Annotated in this window: 15 protein-coding genes, 1 other RNA gene and 1 other annotated feature; all 16 genes read right to left on the bottom strand. The window is 42.4% G+C overall.

Features of this window, described 5'->3' with window-relative positions:
• Nucleotides 1-40 precede the first annotated feature (40 nt).
• A complete protein-coding gene (locus tag ACZ42E_RS04235; protein WP_464893204.1) occupies nt 41-1,990 on the bottom strand; it encodes a hypothetical protein in 1,950 nt (649 codons plus the stop codon).
• 22 nt (nt 1,991-2,012) lie between these two features.
• Nucleotides 2,013-2,507, bottom strand: coding sequence for a hypothetical protein (locus ACZ42E_RS04230; protein WP_464893203.1), 495 nt, complete (start codon nt 2,505-2,507; stop codon nt 2,013-2,015).
• Between the two features lie 262 nt (nt 2,508-2,769).
• The gene (locus ACZ42E_RS04225; RefSeq protein ID WP_464893202.1) at nt 2,770-3,198 is read right to left on the bottom strand and encodes an ACT domain-containing protein; all 429 of its coding nucleotides are present in this window, start codon (nt 3,196-3,198) and stop codon (nt 2,770-2,772) included.
• A 16-nt stretch (nt 3,199-3,214) separates the two neighbouring features.
• Nucleotides 3,215-4,513 (bottom strand): phenylacetate--CoA ligase family protein, encoded by a 1,299-nt coding sequence (locus ACZ42E_RS04220; protein ID WP_464893474.1) that lies wholly within the window; start codon nt 4,511-4,513, stop codon nt 3,215-3,217.
• Between the two features lie 17 nt (nt 4,514-4,530).
• Complete coding sequence (locus ACZ42E_RS04215; protein WP_464893201.1) at nt 4,531-5,220, bottom strand: endonuclease III domain-containing protein; 690 nt, start codon at nt 5,218-5,220, stop codon at nt 4,531-4,533.
• A 12-nt stretch (nt 5,221-5,232) separates the two neighbouring features.
• Nucleotides 5,233-5,928 (bottom strand): tRNA threonylcarbamoyladenosine dehydratase, encoded by a 696-nt coding sequence (locus ACZ42E_RS04210; protein ID WP_464893200.1) that lies wholly within the window; start codon nt 5,926-5,928, stop codon nt 5,233-5,235.
• A 30-nt stretch (nt 5,929-5,958) separates the two neighbouring features.
• A non-coding RNA gene (gene ssrS / locus ACZ42E_RS04205) (6S RNA) lies at nt 5,959-6,137 on the bottom strand.
• Nucleotides 6,138-6,233: 96 nt separating this feature from the next.
• Nucleotides 6,234-7,994 (bottom strand): aspartate--tRNA ligase, encoded by a 1,761-nt coding sequence (aspS, locus tag ACZ42E_RS04200; protein ID WP_464893199.1) that lies wholly within the window; start codon nt 7,992-7,994, stop codon nt 6,234-6,236.
• Nucleotides 7,995-8,012: 18 nt separating this feature from the next.
• Nucleotides 8,013-9,272 (bottom strand): histidine--tRNA ligase, encoded by a 1,260-nt coding sequence (gene hisS, locus ACZ42E_RS04195; RefSeq protein WP_464893198.1) that lies wholly within the window; start codon nt 9,270-9,272, stop codon nt 8,013-8,015.
• Nucleotides 9,273-9,308: 36 nt separating this feature from the next.
• Nucleotides 9,309-10,766, bottom strand: a complete 1,458-nt coding sequence (hemZ, locus tag ACZ42E_RS04190) for a coproporphyrinogen dehydrogenase HemZ (RefSeq protein ID WP_464893197.1) — start codon at nt 10,764-10,766, stop codon at nt 9,309-9,311.
• Nucleotides 10,747-11,607: a prephenate dehydratase gene (gene pheA, locus ACZ42E_RS04185; RefSeq protein ID WP_464893196.1), complete on the bottom strand. Its 861-nt coding sequence runs from the start codon at nt 11,605-11,607 to the stop codon at nt 10,747-10,749. Before pheA ends, hemZ begins: the two co-directional genes overlap by 20 nt.
• A 1-nt stretch (nt 11,608) precedes the next feature.
• On the bottom strand, nt 11,609-12,451 hold the full coding sequence (gene aroF, locus ACZ42E_RS04180; protein ID WP_464893195.1) for a 3-deoxy-7-phosphoheptulonate synthase: 843 nt from the start codon (nt 12,449-12,451) through the stop codon (nt 11,609-11,611).
• 60 nt (nt 12,452-12,511) lie between these two features.
• Nucleotides 12,512-12,877 (bottom strand) — a binding site (T-box leader).
• Nucleotides 12,878-12,943: 66 nt separating this feature from the next.
• A complete protein-coding gene (locus tag ACZ42E_RS04175; protein WP_464893194.1) occupies nt 12,944-13,564 on the bottom strand; it encodes an MBL fold metallo-hydrolase in 621 nt (206 codons plus the stop codon).
• An 18-nt stretch (nt 13,565-13,582) separates the two neighbouring features.
• Nucleotides 13,583-14,032: a D-aminoacyl-tRNA deacylase gene (gene dtd, locus ACZ42E_RS04170; RefSeq protein WP_464893193.1), complete on the bottom strand. Its 450-nt coding sequence runs from the start codon at nt 14,030-14,032 to the stop codon at nt 13,583-13,585.
• A 3-nt stretch (nt 14,033-14,035) separates the two neighbouring features.
• A complete protein-coding gene (locus tag ACZ42E_RS04165) occupies nt 14,036-16,222 on the bottom strand; it encodes a RelA/SpoT family protein (protein WP_464893473.1) in 2,187 nt (728 codons plus the stop codon).
• Complete coding sequence (gene recJ / locus ACZ42E_RS04160; RefSeq protein ID WP_464893192.1) at nt 16,209-19,022, bottom strand: single-stranded-DNA-specific exonuclease RecJ; 2,814 nt, start codon at nt 19,020-19,022, stop codon at nt 16,209-16,211. The genes ACZ42E_RS04165 and recJ overlap by 14 nt, the downstream gene beginning before the upstream one ends.
• Nucleotides 19,023-19,063: the final 41 nt, after the last annotated feature.

The following is a 19,063-nucleotide window of genomic DNA, read 5'->3' as shown; positions in this document are numbered from 1 at the left end:
TAAATTAAACCTTATATTTTATATTTTTAGTCCTTAAAATTTAAGCATTTTCCTGAACTCCAGCCTGGAAAGCCTGTTTGGGCGGACGCCCAGCTGCCAGCAGTATGATTAAAGCTACTACGGCAGCTCCTGCTCCATACTTAACCGCATTAGCCTGCTTGCTTACCTCCGGAGTCTGGAATACATAAGCTACGCTGCCTTCCGCACCTTCCGGCTTACCCAGGAAAGTATCCGCCTGTTTGGCTTTTTCAGCTAAAGCCTGGGCAATAGCTCCGACAGAAGCAAAAGTTTTCATCCCTTCAGCGATAGCTTCTTTGGCCTGTCCGGCACCACTGCCAATCTTGCCGGTCCCTTCCTTAATTTTTTCCATACCCGGCAGGGCTTTTTCCTCAATACCTGCCTGCATAGCAGCCAGAGCATAAAGCAGGGTATTGGGATTGCCGCTGGCATCTACTGATTTGACAGGATTGCCGTTTTTGTCCACATTACCCAGACCAGTTACCATGAGGCCAAGCCCGGCATCTACCTTACCCAGGCTGTTTGATAACATATTAGCTCCCAGTTCCAGTGCACTTACACTGGCCGGAAAATCTATCGTGCCGCTGGAAGTTATCATCTGGCCTCCATCGCGGAAAACCCCGACATTATGATTTATGGCCATCAGTTTCGGCTCAATAGCCTCGGTTATTACCTTTTCGGCAGGAGTTCCTGCTACAGCATTCTTTAAATAATTAACATCATTATACAGGCTGGTAGAAAGCGAAGGAGTTTGTCCCTGGTCAGCAGGCGTACCTATAACTCCCTGCAGAACAGTTAATACCATCTTCTGAGCTCCGAGAGCAGGAATAAATTTTTCATCGATCGTTTTCTTCATAAGGCCTATAGCATCTTTTACTCCCGGAGTATTCCCTTTAGCATCAGTTCCTTTAAAGGTATCATAGCTCTTGGCATCAAAATTAGGATTGGAAATTCCAAACCGCAGCATCTTAACTTTGCCGATAAGCGTGCCTAATCCGTTGCTTATCTGATTCAGCCCTTGTTCTACCGCAGTAAGTCCATAAAGCAGGGTAGCTTCCTTGTCTTCAGCTCCTACCCCGGTCTGGATCTTGTCAAATCCATCGTAGAGCTTGGAAAAGCTTTCCTGAACCTTGGAAAGCGAATCTACTTCGGAAGTAGTTGGCAGTACTGGTATAACAGCAATCTTGAAGCTGGGAAGTTCGATATCCTTGCCGTCAGCTTCCAGAACAATATACTGTTTGGCCGGGTATTTTGGTGGAATAAGGGGAACTGTCCAGCTTACAACCGTGTTGTCCTTAATGTTTACTACTACTCCTCCCGGAGATTCCCCGGCTTTGCCCGGTGCCTGCACATTGGCAAACTTCTTGTTGCTGAATTCCCAACCAGAAAGAGAAACTACATAAGGCGTATAGATTTCAGCCTCTTTCTGTACCAGGTTGCCTTTAGAATCAGTAAATTCTAATACCTTCTTTTCCCCCGTCTTATTTTCAAAAGTGCATACAATCTTCAAGTGTCCGCTTTTGCCTGCAATTTCAGAAGGTTTAACCTTTTTCCCATCCAGATAGTATTCGATTTCAACACTTACCGGTATTTTTACCCTGGATATTTCTTCCTTATTTACCGAAGCCAGATAGTAAATATCTTCATACGGCTTATCTCCAGATACAGCAGCATTAACTTTTATTTTGCCGTTTTGCTCGCTTACTGCTTCCTTGCTGTACAGGTTGCGCAAGCCTGAAACCTTATATCCTGCACTGTCTTCTATCACATACTGGCCTTTGCCAAAAACGCGGATATGGTTTAAAACTTTTATATCCTGGATTTGTCCATTATCCCCAAGCTGAGTTACAACCAGTTCATTATCTACTATCTTGTCAGGTGTTTGGCCTAGAGCTACCTGACCAGGCATAAATACCAGGCACAAAGCAAGCAGCACAGCCAAACCCGTATACCGCTTCCTATGTTTATACAATCCTCTTCCCTCCTTCCATACATTATTTATTAACTGCCATAGCAATCTTAATAACCACAAGCGACAGTACCAGGCCTACGAGCAGAGATACGCTTACTCCTACAGCAGCAGGCAGTGCTTCATGGGCTAACCTGGAAGCATCAGCCATGTAAACCGGGAAAACAGCAGCATTGTACCCTGCCCAGCCAATAAACATGGCATCAATGCGCAATCCGGTTGCCGACAGCAAAACAAGTACAAATATGGCAATTCCCGATACCAATGCAATATAGGCTATGTTGTCAGGAGGCAGCGGGAATTTTCCGGCCAAAACTACGATACCGGCCATGGCCACAATCACTCCTACCAACATGGCAATCCCGGTTTTAAAATAGTCACCAAAAGGTCCAATTACTGCAAACATGGCCATGGAAAGGACGGCAATATAAAATGCACTGGCTCCTATAGCCTCCTGGAAATATACGAATATTGCAAATAATACGGCAACCAGAATGCCCAAACTCAGCGCTTGCTTCATCTTTTCACCTCCTTTGTTATAATTTTCCGAAAATTGCTGCAAAAAAGCCGTGGGAAATGCTGTGGAGAAATGATACAGCCAGGCAAGAAACAAGCTGGGAATCAAATGAAGCAAGATTAAAACTGTGACAGGTAAAAGATGATTTGCCATGAATGAGGAAATGATATCTAGAAGAATTATATGAGCTAAAAATTGGTATAATTACTTGTTTGTTAACGGGCAGGAAGCTTGTAACCTCCTGCCCGGGTAAAATCAAATTAAACTAAAGCTGGTAAAGCCTTTTTTCATCCAAAAATTTTATGCCTCTTTCTATAAAAGCCTTGCGCGCCTTTTCAATATCTTCTACCTTAAAGATCACCAGAGCATCATTTTCCGAAGTACCCAAAAAGGCATACAGATATTCAATGTTAAGGTTCTCTTCTGACATCTGCTCCAGAACCGAAGCTAATCCACCCGGAGCATCAGGTACCTGTACAGCAATCACTTCGGTTTCGCTTACTGTAAAACCTGCTTCTTTTAAAACTTTATATGCTTTATCAGGATCAGACACTATAAGCCTTAATATGCCAAAATCAGAAGTATCGGCTATAGAAAGAGCCCGGATATTTATGCCTGCATCACCTAAAACCCTGGTTACATGTGCAAGCCTTCCTGCTTTGTTTTCAAGAAATACTGATATCTGTTTTGCCATTTAGCATCCCTCCTCTTTAAAATTTGCGTTTGTCGATAACCCTTTTAGCTTTCCCTTCACTGCGCTCTATAGACTTGGGTTCCACCAACCTTACTTTTACACCTATACCCAGAGCACTTTCCAGTTCCCTTTTTATGTGGGCACCCAGTTCTTCCAATTTTCTCACTTCATCACTGAAAACCTTTTCGGAAACTTCTACCTGTACTTCCAGTTCATCCAGGTTGCCTTTTCTGTCAACCACCAGCAGATAATGCGGCTCTACCCCTGGAATATTTAGAAGCACACTTTCCACCATAGACGGAAAGACATTTACTCCCCTTATTATAACCATGTCATCGGAACGGCCCAGAACCTTTTTCATGCGCACATGGGTCCGTCCACAGGGACAGGGACTGCGGTCGAGGGTGGTCAAATCGCGCGTCCTGTAACGTATAATAGGTAAGGCTTCCTTGGTAATGGCTGTTATAACCAGTTCTCCCTGTTCACCTTCCTCCAAAACTTCTCCCGTTTCCGGATCAATAATTTCAGCAATAAAATGGTCTTCAGCAATATGTAAACCATTTTTGTAAGCACACTCTATGGCTACTCCAGGGCCTATTATCTCACTTAGCCCATATATGTCATAAGCATCTATTTTAAGATTGTTTTCAATCTCCCGCCTCATATTCTCCGACCATGGTTCAGCTCCAAATATCCCGGCCTTCAGTTTTAAATCAGCGGGATCTACTCCCATTTCCTGCATGACTTCGTACATAAACAGAGCATACGAAGGAGTACAGGTTAAAATAGTAGTTCCGAAATCCTGCATAAGCATGATCTGCCTCTTGGTATTCCCTCCTGAACTGGGAATAACCGAAGCTCCTATTCTTTCTGCCCCATAGTGTACTCCCAGTCCGCCTGTAAAAAGCCCATATCCATATGCATTCTGTATAACAGAATGCCTGGTAGCTCCTGCACTTACCAGAGCCCTGGCCATAAGCTCTGCCCAGATATCTATATCTTTTTTGGTATAGCCTACCACCGTCGGTTTTCCAGTAGTACCTGACGACGAATGTATTCTTACCACTTCGCTCATGGGAACAGCAAATAAGCCAAAAGGATAATTATCCCTTAAATCCTGTTTAGTTGTAAAAGGAAGCTTTTTTAAATCATCCAGGGTTTTTATATCATCAGGCTTAATGCCTGCTTCATCCATCTTTCTCTGATAAGCCGGCACAAAAGCATAAACCCGGTAAACTGTTTCTTTAAGCCTTCTTAACTGCAAATCCCTCAGCTGTTCTACAGGCATGCATTCCTTTTCCTGATCCCAGTAAATCAAAATATTCGACCTCCTTATTTATTTTCCTTCTGGATTTTTAAATAATTGCAAAAATTATTTACAGGGCAAAGATTGCAAATCGGATTATTTTTTTTGCAATAATTCGCTCCCAAAGCTACCAATAAGGCATGATACTCATTATAAAGCCCCACATCAGGCGTTAAAAATCCATGCATTAAATCTTGCATCCTGTCGTAACCTATCGCTTCATCCACTACTCCCAGACGTGAAAATATTCGTATAGTGTAAGCATCTACGACAAATACCGGCTTTTCGCCTGCATAAAGCAGGATGGAGTCAGCCGTTTCCTTCCCTATCCCCCATAAAGAAAGCAGTTCTTTCCTTAGTTTGTTTACCTCCTCCTTAAACATCATATCTAAGTTTCCCCTATACCTTTCCTTTACATAACAGGCTAGAACTTTAAGCTTTTTGGCCTTTTGCCTGTGATACAGGGCAGGCTTTATAAGCTGGGCTATCTTTTCTTCCTCGGTTCGGTACATTTCCTCTAATTCCAAAATTCCTGCCTTTTTTAAATTTAAAATCGCCTTTTCAACATTCTTCCAGGCTACTGCCTGGGTCAAAACAGCTCCTACCATTATCTCCCATTTAGTTTCCCCTGGCCACCATCCCCTAGGGCCAAAATGGGCAAATAACACTCTATATATCTGGTAAAAAAAATCATCTTCTATGGCCACTGTCTGCACATCCCCCCTTTTTTATTTTTTAACCAGACTGTTTATTACATAACTGGCTAAAAAAAGACCGGCTACGGAAGGGACATAACTTATGCTGCCTAACCTGGTTTCACCGTTATAACCATTCTTGACCGGTTCTTCCTCGGAATATACCACAGGTAATCCCTTAAAAATCCCTTCCTTTCTGAGTTCTCTTCTTACCCTTCTGGCCATGGGACAAATACAGGTTTTGCTTATATCGGCAATTTTTAAAAACTGTGGATCTAACCTGTTGGCAGTCCCCATGGAACTTATAATCGGTATGTTCAGCATCAAACAGGTTTTGATAAGATGAATCTTATCCCGCAGAGAATCAATAGCATCAATAACATAATCTACAGGCTTTTTTAATATATCACTGCTCGTATCTGCATTATATGGTACAGGCATAATCCGCAAATTGACTTCTGGATTTATGTCTTTTATTCTATTGCCCATTACTTCCACTTTAAGTTTTCCCAAAGTAGATGTTAAAGCAGGAAGCTGCCGGTTTATATTACTCTCCACCACTATGTCATAGTCTACCAGGGTTATATTGCCTACTCCTGCCCTCGCTACTGCTTCCGCCGCATAAGATCCTACGCCTCCCAGTCCAATTACAGCTACCGAGGCATTTTTTATCTTTTCCATATTTTCCTTACCAATCAAGAGTTCAGTACGCGCAAAATACCCTTGCATACCTTTTTATACCTCACATCAAATAAAATAAAAAACCCCACCGAGCCGTGATAAGTCGTAGTTTAAACCCCAGATACCAGGTGGGTGCCCTCCTGTATACTTTATGGTTCCCCCGCGCGGGAGGCTTCCATGCCATATACAGAGTCCAGGCTCCCTTTGTCATTGTGTTGGCAAAAACTTACGACTTTTCACGCACACAGCAGGGATGCTGTCTAATGTACTTTTGTTAGCTACATAATATCACATAATGCGACTTTCTTCAATAAACCCCTTCTGTAATTATAAGGTATTTTATCAGAAAATTTCTAATTTTCTCGTATTTTTATGTGCAATTCTCTTAACTGCTTCGGCGTAACCGGAGAAGGAGCATTAGTTAATGGACAAGAAGCACTCTGCGTCTTAGGAAAAGCTATAACATCTCTTATACTATTCCTCTTAGCCATAATCATCACCAAGCGGTCAATGCCAAAAGCTATTCCTCCATGCGGAGGAGTTCCATATTCAAAAGCATCCAGCATAAAACCGAACTTTTCCCTTACTTCCTCCTGCTCCAAACCTAAAAGGGCAAACATCCTTTCCTGTACATCGCGCCGGTGAATTCTTATGCTCCCTCCGCCAATTTCTGTTCCGTTAAGTATCAAATCATAAGCCCGTGCTTTTACTTTTTCCGGGCTTTGTTCCAAAATATCCAGATCTTCAAGCCGGGGTGAAGTAAAAGGATGATGTACAGCTACATACCTTTTTTCTTCTTCATCATATTCAAGAAGCGGGAAGTCTATTACCCAAACAAAGTTAAGTTCATCCTCATCTATAAGATTAAGCCTGTTGGCCAGTTCCAGACGCAAAGTTCCCAATACCCGGCATACAACTTCATGCGTATCAGCACTAAAGAGCAGCAAATCTCCCGGTCTGGCATCCAGGGCTTTTAAAATATTTGCCATCTGCTCTTCAGTGAAAAACTTGGTTATCGGTGATTTTAACTCATTTTCGGTTACGACTATCCAGGCTAAACCTTTAGCTCCATTTTCAAGGGCTATCCTGGTTAAATCATCAATCTCCTTGCGGGAAAAACTTCCGCATGTCCTGGCATTTAAAGCCCTTACTACCCCTCCAGCTTCAATAGCAGAAGAAAACACCTTAAACTCGACATTTTTAACCAGTTCTGTTATATCTACAATTTCCCAGGAGCAGCGAAGATCAGGACGGTCAGACCCATACTTCTTCATAGCTTCATCATAGCTTATCCTTTTAAAAGGAGTAGCCAGCTTTCTCCCTATACCATCCTCGAAAATCCTTACCATCATTTCTTCTACGATATTAAAAACATCTTCTTCATCTATAAAAGACATCTCCATATCCAGCTGGGTAAATTCAGGCTGACGGTCGGCTCTTAAATCCTCATCCCGGAAACATCTTGCTATCTGGAAGTACTTCTCCATGCCAGCCACCATCAAAAGCTGTTTGAAAATCTGCGGCGACTGGGGCAGAGCAAAAAATTCTCCCGGGTGTACCCGGCTCGGCACCAGATAATCCCTGGCCCCTTCCGGAGTACTTTTCGTAAGTATGGGGGTTTCTATTTCGATAAAACCCTTGCTATCCAGATAATCACGGATAGTCTTGATTACTCTATGCCTTAATATTAAATTATCGCGCATTTCGGGCCTTCTTAAATCCAGATAGCGGTATTTAAGCCTTAAATTTTCATCTACATCTATACCATTTTCAATATAAAACGGCGGTGTTTTAGCGGGGCTTAAAACTTCCATTTTCTCTACATAGATTTCGATCTTTCCTGTTTTTAAGTTGGGATTTTCAGTAGCTTCCGGCCTTCTGCACACCTTGCCCCTTACCGCAATCACATATTCATTCCTTACTTTCTCTGCCAGATGAAAAGCTTCCTCATTGACTTCGGGGCTGAAAACAATCTGAATTATGCCGGAGCGGTCCCGTAAATCTATAAAAATAAGTCCTCCGTGATCCCTTCTGGTGTCAACCCAGCCATTTAACACAACTTCCTGACCTATATGCTCAATATCAAGTTCAGTAGCACTATGAGTTCTCTTCATTAACCCTTTTCCTCCTAACTAAGCTTTTATATGTTTTTTTATAAAATCTACCAGCTCCCCATGGCCTACTCTGAACTGCTCCTTGGTGTTCATATCCCTCACTGTTACAAAACTGTTTTTAACTTCATCTTCTCCCAGCAAAATTACCATTTTGGCTCCCATTTTGTCAGCATGTTTCATCTGCGCCTTGGGACTTTTTCCGGTATAATCTTTATCTGCCTTTACATCTGCTCTGCGCAGATCTGTAAGTATTTTAACCCCTATATCTTCATACTGCCTGTCCATAACCGCGACAAAAACATCAACTATGCCCGTCTTTTCCTCTTCATTATCTTCCAGGGCCATAAGAAGCCTTTCCATTCCTAAAGCAAACCCTACTCCGACAATATCAGGACCTCCACATGCTTTCACCAAACCGTTATATCTGCCGCCTCCACCAACTGCGCTCTGTGCTCCGATGCCCGGTATATGTACCTCGAAGGCAGTATTGGTATAATAATCCAGGCCCCTTACCAGATTGTCATCATGTATATATGATATATTGTTATCACTTAATGCCTTCCGCACATCTGCATAATGCTCCCGGCATTCATCACACAAACTGTCATAAAGAGTAGGATAGCCTTTTATAGCCTCATGACATGCTTCGTTTTTGCAGTCTAAAACCCGCAGGGGATTCTTTTCATAACGGCCCAGGCAGTCAGGACATAAAAGATCTTTAACAGGCTTAATGTGGGAAATAAGCTTTTCCCTGTATTCTTTTCGGCATAACGGGCATCCTACGGAATTTAGATGCAGCTCATATTCTTTAAGGCCAAGTTTACGCAAAATTTCTACCAGCAAAATAATTACTTCTGCATCTATATAAGGGCTGTTGCTTCCAAAAGCTTCTACCCCAAACTGGTGGAACTGCCTGTACCTCCCGGTTTCCGGACGATCATAGCGAAACATCGGACCCATATAATACCATTTAACCGGTAGAAGCCCGCTGTAAGCACTGTGTTCAATTAATGCCCGTGCACAGGAGGCTGTTCCTTCTGGCCTTAAAGTTAGGCTGCGTTCTGATTTGTCAGCAAAAGTATACATCTCTTTACTTACGATATCTGTACTTTCGCCCACTCCTCTTTCAAAAAGCTCCGTATGTTCAAAAATAGGGGTCCTGATTTCCCGATAACCGAAAACTTCTGCAGTTTCTCGCAATATTTTCTCTAAATAATGCCATTTTGAAGATTTAGGGGGTAAAATATCATAAGTCCCCCGGGGAACTTTTATCTGCATTCTTTATCCTCCAGATTAAGTTATTCCTTGATAATTCTAATTTAAGCATTTTAGCTTGTCAACTTTGCGATCTATCAAGGTAAAAACTGAATCGCAGTAGGCCTTGGGATTTTTAGGGTTATAAAGAGAACTCAAGGTCAGATCATCAGGATTTACGAATTTGCTGGCTGCTCCTCCTCCTAAACCTATAATAGTCTGCCTTTCCTCTATCATCTGGATATTGTATAGACAGAACTTACCCGGCTTTGAAAACCCGGTGTTTTCCATGCTGGCCTGCATATATTTCTGCCGGTACAGATAATAGGGAACATATCCTGCATTCGTGAGAGTCTCCAAAAAATAAGCCACTCCCCGGCTTACTTCCTGTATTCTTTCCTGGTCAGTGCCTTTTTTCCCCCCTTCTGCCATTTTAGCCCCTTTCTTCACGGCTAAAGTGTGGACCGTCACATTTTCTGGCCCTAAATATAAAATCTCCCTTGCTGTGTGCATATTTTGTTTTAAATCTTCACCCGGCAAACCTACAATTACATCCATATTTATATTTTCAATTCCCGTTTCCCTTACCCATTTATAAGCTTCTATCACCCCTTTCACATCATGGTTTCTTCCTATCTCCTTCAAGGTTAAATCACACATAGACTGAGGATTAATACAGACCCGGTTTACCCCTGCCTCTTTTAGAAGCTTCAGCTTAGACCTGGTAAGGGTATCAGGCCTGCCCGCCTCTACAGTAATTTCTGCATCAGGCCTTAATACAAAACTTGTAAACAACAGCCCAAATAAAGCCCCTAAATCCTTTTCAGAAAGTACTGTAGGGGTGCCTCCACCTATATACACTGTCTGCACCTTAATATTTTTCGATTTTAAAAATTCTCCTATTTCTTCCACCTCGTGCCTTAAGGCCTGCATAAACGGGGGGATTTCACTCTCGTAATCCTTGAGTACTGCCCCGGGAAAAGAACAATAATAACAGCGGCTGGGACAAAAAGGTATGCCGATATATAAACTTACCAGATGATAGGCTTCTTCTCTGGTAAGGAGATAAGGCCGATTATTACAGGCTACCTGGACCAGGAGTTCAGCCTTGTCACTATCAAGCAAATATTCACTCTCCAGTATAGCCTTAATTTTTTCCCGGTCATAATTAAGGTCCAAAAGCCTGTGTACCAGCTTTACTGGTCTTACCCCGGTAAGTATTCCATAAGCATTGACCTTTTGGTTGAGATGTTTAAACAAAAGCTTAAAAATAAAAATACGCGCCACTTTATGCATTTCATTACGAACATCTTTGCCTTTTAACTGGTAAAAATGGCTGAAAACAGTATCTTTTCCCTTTTCTTCTACTTTTCCTGTAAAAAATATCCCTTCCTTTTCTTCCTCCATCCGTACCCTTATTACCGTTTCTGCTTTCTCGTCGAATTCCCGGATAATATCAGCATCCGGATAGCCCATGCGTACAAGTTCATGCATATAGTCATATAAACTTGCTGGCATCAACTCCATGTAAATAAGCACTTTTATGCCTCCTATCCCTGCTGTACATTCCTAAAAATTTTATTTCCCGGCTGCATGCCGCCAGTTCCTGTAAAACTTCAGGTACTTCTACCTCTTTAGAAAGGTTATCAAATTCTATGTAGAAAGAGAAGCTGTCCTTTAACCTTCCGCTCCTTCTGGACTCAATCTTGCAAAGATTTATCCCCCTCCTGGCAAAAACCTCCAAAGCATGGTATAAAGCACCCGGTTTATCATCAAGGCTAAAAATCAGGCTTCCTTTTTCTCCTTCATATTTGACTTCTTCCTTTCGCCTCACATGGATAAAACGCGTCTGATTATAGGTATTTTCTATTCCTCTGCATAATATGCGCATCCCATAGATCCTGGCTGCGTAGCTGCTTCCTATAGCAGCCGCCCTGCGGCTTTCTCCCCTCACGATTTGCACCGCCTCAGCTGTACTTCCCGTTATTTCCGTTCTTATGCCGGGCATGTTTTCCTCTATAAATGTACTGCACTGCATGAGAGCTGCCGGGTGCGATACCAGAAGCTCCAGTTCTTCCAGCTTATAGTTATTCCTGGCCAGGAGACACTGTTCAATAGCCAGGACAATCTCCCCATGTATACTTACTTCATAATCATTCAAAGCCTGCATAGTAGCATCGATAGAACCTGCATAAGAATTATCCACCGGTACCAGGATATCATCAACTTCTCCCTTTAAAAGTTCTGCAAAAAGCATCTTTATAGTAGGAGCTACCCTTATCTCCCTGGCTTCCGGCCAGTAAATAAGTGCGGCATCTTCGCTGAAAGTCCCTTTAGGTCCTAAAACCGCATATGTCAAATTACCTCAACCTCCTTCCTGCTGCTTTGGCTATCCCTTCTACTTCCCGCATAAGACGGCTGAATTCACGGGGAGTTAAAGACTGTTCCCCATCTGACAGGGCTTTTTCCGGCTCTGGATGCACTTCCACCATAATCCCATCTGCCCCTGCTGCTATAGCTGCTTTCGCCATAGGGATCACTAAACTCCTTTTACCGGTAGCGTGGCTGGGATCAACCAGAACCGGCAGATGAGAAATCTCTTTTACCAGGGCTACTGCAGACAAATCCAGGGTATTGCGGGTCCATGGTTCAGGAGTTCTGATACCTCTTTCACACAAAATAACCTTATGGTTGCCGCCAGCCAGGATATATTCAGCCGCCAGCAGCCATTCTTCAATAGTAGCTGACAGGCCCCGCTTTAAAACTACTGGCTTATTCACCTTCCCCAGCTTGCGCAAAAGGGAAAAATTATGCATATTACGTGCCCCTACCTGCAAAATATCTGCATATTCAGCTACCAGACCTATATCTTCACTGTCCATAACCTCGGTAACCACCGGCATATTCATTTCTTCTCCAATTTTAGCCAGAATCTTAAGCCCATTTTCCCCCAGACCCTGGAAACTGTATGGTGAAGTCCGCGGTTTATAGGCACCTGCCCGCAGAATAAGCGCTCCTGATCCCCTTACTTTGAAAGCAGTCTCTTTCAGCATTTCTTCATTTTCTACCGCACAGGGACCTGCTGCCACCGTTATCTGTTTCCCGCCAATCACACACCCTTTCACTTCAATAACCGTATCATCTTTCTTATTAGTTCTTAGAACCAGCATCTCTTTTCCGTATTTGGCTGACAAGCTCTGCATAAATACTCCCCCTTTTAATTAGATTCAAATTATATTTAAAAATAAAACCTCCCATCCCTTTTAAGGGACGAGAGGTTTTTCTCCCGCGGTACCACCCTCTTTGGCATAAAAGCCCGCTCATTATAAGGATACGGGATAATAACCCTGATAATAAAAAAAGCTTTTCATCCCTCTGGGACGAGAAGCTTTACTTCCCGCGGTACCACCCATCTTGCCGTTAGGCCCGCTCTTTAACAAGGATACAGGTATTATCCGATATCCCCTCTCTTTTAACGGCGAGAGCTCCGCCACGACCTACTTGCATCCGTTTCAGCCGGGTACTCCGAAGTGAACTTCAGTTTGCTTCCTTATAGAGATGCTTCCAGCCTATGGCATCTCCTCTCTGGATAATTCCACAAACCTACTTTACTTCTTCATCGTATTTAACAAGTTATTCACCTGTTATAATTACATTAAATTATGCCAGATAACCTTTTATTTGTAAAGAGTTTTTTATAAAAAAGGATTGTACTGCCTTTCAAAACCAATAGTGGTGGCTGGCCCATGTCCCGGATAACATATCACATCATCATCATAGCACAGCAGTTTTTCTTTTATATTGGTGATAAGCTGTTTGTGAGAACCTCCCGGAAAATCTGTCCTGCCCACAGAACCCTGGAAAAGAGTATCCCCCACAAAAATAATATCTCCAGTCTTGAGGCATATGCTGCCGGGACTATGTCCCGGAGTGTGGATTACTTCCAGTTCCACTGTATTACCTATCTTTATTATATCCCCTTCCTTAAGGAGGCGATCCGCAGGAGGGCTGGTTACCTTGCCCCCAAACAAAAAGGAGAAATTGGCTACCGCATTGGTAAGCATCTTGGCATCTGCCTCATGAATAAGTATCTCTGCCCCTGTAGCATCTTTAACTCCCCGGTTGCCGCCAATATGATCCACATGGCCATGGGTATTTATTATATAAACTGCTTTAAGCCCTTCCTGTTCCAGAAAACTTAAAATAGAACGCGGGTTGCCGCCTGGATCGATAACTGCCACTTCTCTGGTCTCTTCACATCCTACGATATAACAGTTAACTCCTACTGTATTAATTTCCAAACCTTTAAGTATCACCTGTTTATTCCTCCTGTTCTAAAATATTCGTTCACTATCCAAAAGTATGGTACAGGGGCCATCATTCTCTATATGCACCTGCATATGAGCGCCAAAAACCCCGGTTTCCACTTTTATTCCCATATCACGCAAAATTTGCACACAACGAGAAAACAGCTCTTCTGCTTTATCAGGAAGCTCAGCCTCGCTGAAGCTTGGCCTTCTCCCTTTTCTGGCATCACCATAGAGGGTAAACTGGCTTACTAAAAGAATCTCCCCTTTTATATCCAGCAGCGAAAGATTCATTTTGCCATCCTCATCTTCAAATATGCGTAAATTAGCTATTTTATCCATCATATATTCCGCATCTTTTTCCGTATCCCCTTTTTTAATGCCCAAAAGAACAGTTAACCCCTTTGCAATTTCCCCTTTTACTTCTCCTTCTACTGTAACCATACTGTGATTAGTTCTCTGTACTACTGCTCGCAAACCTTAATCACCTCTTACTTCTCCTGGTAAAACCCTTCTTACTTCCAGAACATCCTTAACTTTTTTAATCCTTTGCATAGCTGCATACAGGCGGTTTATATCCTTTATTTCCAGTTTAAGGTTAATCAAAGCCTCATCATTTTTGGTAACCCGTGAATAAACAGAATTGATATGGATCTTCATATCAGCAATCACAGTCATTACATCAGTAGTTAAGCGATCCCGATCATAAGCCTTAACCTCAATCTCTACATTAAACATACCCTTGTCATCTGACCACTCTACCTCAATTATACGGTCAGGCTCATTCTTTAAATAATTCTGCAGATTAGGACAATCCTGCCGGTGTACGGAAACCCCGCGCCCCCTGGTTATATAGCCAAGCACTTTATCGCCAGGAAGCGGATTACAGCAGCGGGCAAGCCTTATAGCTACATCATCCACCCCTTTTATGCGCAAAGCAGCTGCTTCCCTGCTCTTAGCTGCCGTTTTCTGATGCACACCGGCAAGTTCTATTATGTCTTCTACCTGGGTAGCCGGGAAAAATAGCTCTTTCTGCCGATTTATAACCTGATTGGGAGTTATAGCCCCATCTCCTACTGCAGCCAGCAAATCATCCGCACTGTTAAAATTAAATTTCCTGGCAACTTCCGTAAGTTTGGCTTCCTTCATCAACTCTTTAGGATCAAGATGCTTCTTCTTAAGCTCCCGCTCTAAAATATCCCTTCCTTTTATTATATTGCTCTGCTTTTTCTCCCGGTTAAACCACTGTTTTATGCGGCTTTTGGCTGTTGAAGTCTTCACAAAATTAAGCCAGTCATAAGTGGGTCCGGGAGAATGTTTGGAAGTGATAATCTCCACTATATCTCCATTTCCCAAAGGATAATCAAGAGGAACTATCCTGCCGTTAACTTTAGCCCCTATACACTGATGGCCTACCTCTGTATGCACCCGGTAGGCAAAATCTACCGGGCAGGCTCCTTTAGGAAGCTCAATAACAGCTCCTTTAGGAGTAAAAACAAACACCGTATCGTCAAAAAGGTCTATCTTGAGAGACTCCATAAATTCCCGGGTATCTTTCACATCCTGCTGCCATTCCAGAAGCTGTCTTAACCAGGACAGTTTTTCATCAAATTTCCTATCTTTAGGGTTATCTCCCTCTTTATACCTCCAGTGGGCAGCTATTCCATATTCAGCTGTCCTGTGCATATCCCAGGTCCTTATCTGCACTTCAAAAGGTTCGCCGCCTTTGCCGATAAGTGTAGTATGGAGTGATTGATACATATTAGGCTTGGGAGTTGCAATATAGTCTTTAAATCTCCCCGGCAGCGGCTTCCACATGGTATGGATTATCCCTAAAGCCCCGTAGCAGTCCCTTACATCATTGACTATCACGCGGATAGCTATTTTGTCATATATTTCATCAATATCCTTATTCTGCTTTACCATTTTTTTGTATATGCTGTAAATATTTTTGGGCCTTCCAGCAATATCAGCTTCAATTCCCATTTCATCCAATCTCTGTTTTATCTGGGCGATAAGTTCATGTACATATTCTTCTCTTTCCTTTCGCTTCTGCTTAAGCCTTTTGGCTATTTCATAGTACATTTCTTTATCCAGGTAATAAAAAGCCAGATCTTCCAGTTCCCATTTAATCTTGAAAATCCCCAGCCGGTGTGCCAGAGGAGCAAAAATTTCCAGAGTTTCCCGGGCAATCTCTTTCTGCTTCTCTTCATTCTGGTGATAGTGCAAGGTACGCATGTTATGAAGCCGGTCAGCCAGCTTTATTAAAATAACCCGGATATCTTTAGCCATCGCTATAAACATCTTGCGCAGATTTTCCGCCTGCGCATCTTCTTTTGATTTAAAATCTATACGGCTAAGCTTGGTTACCCCATCCACCAGCAGGGCAATCTCCTCGCCGAATTCATCTACAATATTTAAATAAGTCAAATGGGTATCCTCTATCACATCATGCAGAAGAGCTGCCGCAATAGTTTCCACATCCAGTTCCAGGTCTGCCAGAATAAGAGCAACCTCCAGGGGATGAATGATATACGGCTCTCCGGAAATCCTTTTCTGTCCGGCATGAGCTGCATAGGCACAGTTATAGGCCTTCTCAATCAGTTCAATATCCGCATCCGGATCATATGACTTAACTTTTTCGATTATTTTTTCAGGTCCTATCATTTCTGTTCCTATCATCATTATCACCACGCCAAAACTCAATCACCCTGTTTTTCCACACATTAAAAGCTCTTTTCTCCGCCAAACCTTCCAGATAATAGGGAGAATCAGCAATATTGACAGCAGAACCTGAAGGTTTAAAAAGCTTTATTTCCATAATACTACCTTTTTTTCTTATTTGACACAAGCCCAGATCATTAAGAATATGCAAGACAGCAGCTATATCATGTGTTTTCAAATCCCCATCTACCAGTTCATTCAACCCTTCCGCAAGCTTTTCCAGTTCCACACAAAACGGATTGGCTGGCTGTTTGAACAAATAGTTTAATACTAATTTTACCATATCTACATCAGGATAATGCCGGTTTAAAAATATGTCATGTTCTTTTAATTTTTCTTCGTCAAATAAAAACACGGGATTTATATCTCCTGCAGCAGCGATCTGGTCCATAACCAGCGCTGCCTCATACAAGCTCAAAGGAACATCAGCAAAAACCAGTTCATCCAGATCTTCAATAAATCTGCCGCTTCCCCCATCAGTTAACAGTACACCTTCTTTCAAACTATCAAAAAGCTGCCGTACATAATCGCGTTTTCGTATATCCTCTTCTCCCGCTTCTACCAGTACCTCTGGAATTTCTTCCTGCCAAAACTTAAGGGTACTCCTTTTATTAGTATACATTAATACCTTTTTTTTCCCCTGGTACTGCCATCTATCTTTCCATCTTATACTGGAAAAAACTCGTCCCCAAAGCTTGTCCTGCTTAGGATATTCTGCTCCTTCCGCTTTTTCTCCCATTACTCTTATAGTATAAGGCCAATCTTTTATAAACCTTTTCTTACATATATAATCATAAAAAGCCTGTGTCAACAAAAATACCTTATTTTCCCCTTTTAAAAGTTGTTGTATCCTTTTATTCCGTTCTTCCGGAGCAAGTTTGCCATGAACTTCGCATAAAACTTCCGGCCTGAAAAACAACCTGATTTGCAGGGCGTGTTTTTTTAAAACCCTGTAAGTCGGGTAAAGCAAAATAACCGGCTTTTCTTCCTTCAACTGAGCCAGGATTCTGTTAAGCCAGGCTATCCGGCTTCTAAACCTTTCCGGCAGCAAATCTGGATCATCGGGTATAAAAGACGGCTTCATCTCCTTAATCTCCAGCTGAATATTCCTTTCTCCCCTGAATTCATTATAATCCAGATTAAAAACTACATCATGATAACACTTATCCAGCGGTAAATCCAAAAAATCAGGCTTTTTAAAAGCAACTGCCGAAAGGCTGCCTGGATTAAGGCTCATCTTTACATGTTCCCGTTCTTTTCCTACCAGATAAGGAGAAACTACTTCCATTTTGCGCAAAAGGAAATACGGAATCTCATTTCCTTCTCCGTAAGGCTTTAACATATTTATTTCATTCAGCAGTTTTTCATTTATCTCTTCCGGTTTAAGCTCATAGTCTATCCGGAAAACAGGTTTAAGAGAAGTTTCCGCAATATTGGCATCAGCCCAGGCACATAATCTCTCTTTAAAAACATAAAGCTTATCTTTTTCTATCGTAAGACCTGCTGCCATTTTGTGCCCGCCAAAATGGACCAGTTCCGAACTGCAGAAATCCAGGGCTTCGTAAAGGTTTATATCTCCTATGCTTCTCCCTGAACCCCGTCCCCTGCCTTCCTCAAAAGATATTAAAATCACAGGCCGGTTATACTTTTCACATATGCGGGAAGCTACAATACCCAGAACCCCGTGATGCCACTTATCACCTGCCACCACAATGATTTTTTCTTTTTCCAGATTGACCTCATTTTCTACCTTTAAAATAGCCTCCCGGTAAATACTGTCTTCCAGGCTCTTTCGTTCATTATTTAACTGACAAAGCCTCTCCGCAATTTCCCGGCATCTTTCCTCATCATCACTCAAAAAAAGCTCTACTGCCAGGTCAGCCTTATAAAGCCGGCCGGCTGAATTAATCCGGGGGGCTATAATAAAGCCTAAATGCCAGGGAGCAATTTCTTCTCTTCCTATAAGCCCGGTTTTTTCTAAAAGTGCCTTAAGCCCTTTATTTTCAGTAGTATAAATCCTCTTTAAACCTTCTTTCACTATAATCCGATTATCACCAATAAGAGGCATAATATCAGCAACCGTAGCCAGAGCAGCCAGCTCTACAAACTGGTAAACCTCATCCCCAATTAAAGCCTCTGCCAGCTTAAACACTACTCCTGCCCCTGCCAGATGGAAAATATCCTCTTTTTCATCAAGTTTGGGATTTATAACCGCTCTGGCCTCAGGGAGCTCAGAAGAAGGAGTATGATGGTCAGTTATTATCACATCCAGGCCCATTTCAGCTGCCAGCCTGGCTTCTTTAACCGAAGCTATTCCACAGTCAACACTTATGAGCAGATTATACCCTTTCTCAGCCAGTTTAATCACGGCTTCTTCATTTATGCCGTATCCTTCAGTAAACCGGTCCGGGATATAATAATCTGCCTCTATACCCAGCTTTTTCAAACACTTAAGCATTATTACCGTGCTGCATATACCGTCTACATCATAATCCCCGTATACCACAACTTTCTCTTTTCGCACCTGTGCCTCTTTTATCCTGGTTACTGCCGCATCAATACCCTTCATTACATAAGGGGAAACCAAATCTTTTCGTCCCCCGAACAAAAACTTTTGTACCTTTTCTTCTGAATCCAAACCCCTCTGGATAAGCAAAACAGCCATTGGCCATGATATTCCCAATCTATCCTTAAGCTTTTCTGCCTTATACCGGTCAAAACCTTTTATCTGCCAGACTGCCATTTTTCCTCCTTATATAAAACAGACATCGCAAATTATAGAAA

It is taken from the genome of Thermosyntropha tengcongensis (assembly GCF_055381335.1).
Note: the sequence above shows the minus strand (reverse complement) of the source record. Positions and strands in the feature narration are given on the sequence as shown.

What these genes read in the sequence shown, in the direction of transcription:
- ACZ42E_RS04165 (WP_464893473.1), bottom strand. Translation starts at nt 16,222, where the DNA reads ATGATAGGACCTGAAAAAATAATCGAAAAAGTTAAGTCATATGATCCG.
- hisS (WP_464893198.1), bottom strand. Translation starts at nt 9,272, where the DNA reads ATGCAGATAAAAGTTCCCCGGGGGACTTATGATATTTTACCCCCTAAA.
- recJ (WP_464893192.1), bottom strand. Translation starts at nt 19,022, where the DNA reads ATGGCAGTCTGGCAGATAAAAGGTTTTGACCGGTATAAGGCAGAAAAG.
- aroF (WP_464893195.1), bottom strand. Translation starts at nt 12,451, where the DNA reads ATGCAGAGCTTGTCAGCCAAATACGGAAAAGAGATGCTGGTTCTAAGA.
- hemZ (WP_464893197.1), bottom strand. Translation starts at nt 10,766, where the DNA reads ATGCCAGCAAGTTTATATGACTATATGCATGAACTTGTACGCATGGGC.
- ACZ42E_RS04210 (WP_464893200.1), bottom strand. Translation starts at nt 5,928, where the DNA reads ATGCAAGGGTATTTTGCGCGTACTGAACTCTTGATTGGTAAGGAAAAT.
- ACZ42E_RS04230 (WP_464893203.1), bottom strand. Translation starts at nt 2,507, where the DNA reads ATGAAGCAAGCGCTGAGTTTGGGCATTCTGGTTGCCGTATTATTTGCA.
- aspS (WP_464893199.1), bottom strand. Translation starts at nt 7,994, where the DNA reads ATGAAGAGAACTCATAGTGCTACTGAACTTGATATTGAGCATATAGGT.
- ACZ42E_RS04225 (WP_464893202.1), bottom strand. Translation starts at nt 3,198, where the DNA reads ATGGCAAAACAGATATCAGTATTTCTTGAAAACAAAGCAGGAAGGCTT.